The following is a 396-nucleotide window of genomic DNA, read 5'->3' on the forward strand; positions in this document are numbered from 1 at the left end:
CGGTCGTTCTCGTGAGGTAATGGCTGCTTCAAATGTCGTCTTGCTCGCCTCAGGGACAGCGACATTGGAATGCATGTTAATGAAGCGTCCGATGGTTGTGGCGTATCGACTAAATAAGCTCACTTATTGGGTTATGCAGCGGCTTATTAAAACCCCTTATGTTGCGCTGCCTAATTTATTGGCAGGTAAAGAGCTTGTTCCTGAGTTGCTTCAGGATGATGCAACTGTTTCAAACATTTCAGCAGCGGTGCTTGAACGCCTTCCCGTGAGCATGGAGAAAAGCTTGCAGTCCGATTTCTCCCTGCTGCATGAATCGTTGAAGAAAAACGCCAGCTCTGAAGCTGCAGAGGCTGTTTTGGCGTTGGCAAACAAATCGTGAGTCATTTTTTTCAAGAA

General features: G+C 47.0%; 1 pseudogene. It reads left to right on the forward strand.

Annotation, left to right across the window (positions count from 1 at the left end):
* A pseudogene (locus tag A3750_RS14610) lies at positions 1-379 on the forward strand (lipid-A-disaccharide synthase); the annotation flags it as partial.
* Between the last annotated feature and the right edge of the window lie 17 nt (positions 380-396).

The sequence above is a fragment of the Oleiphilus sp. HI0079 genome (assembly GCF_001635105.1).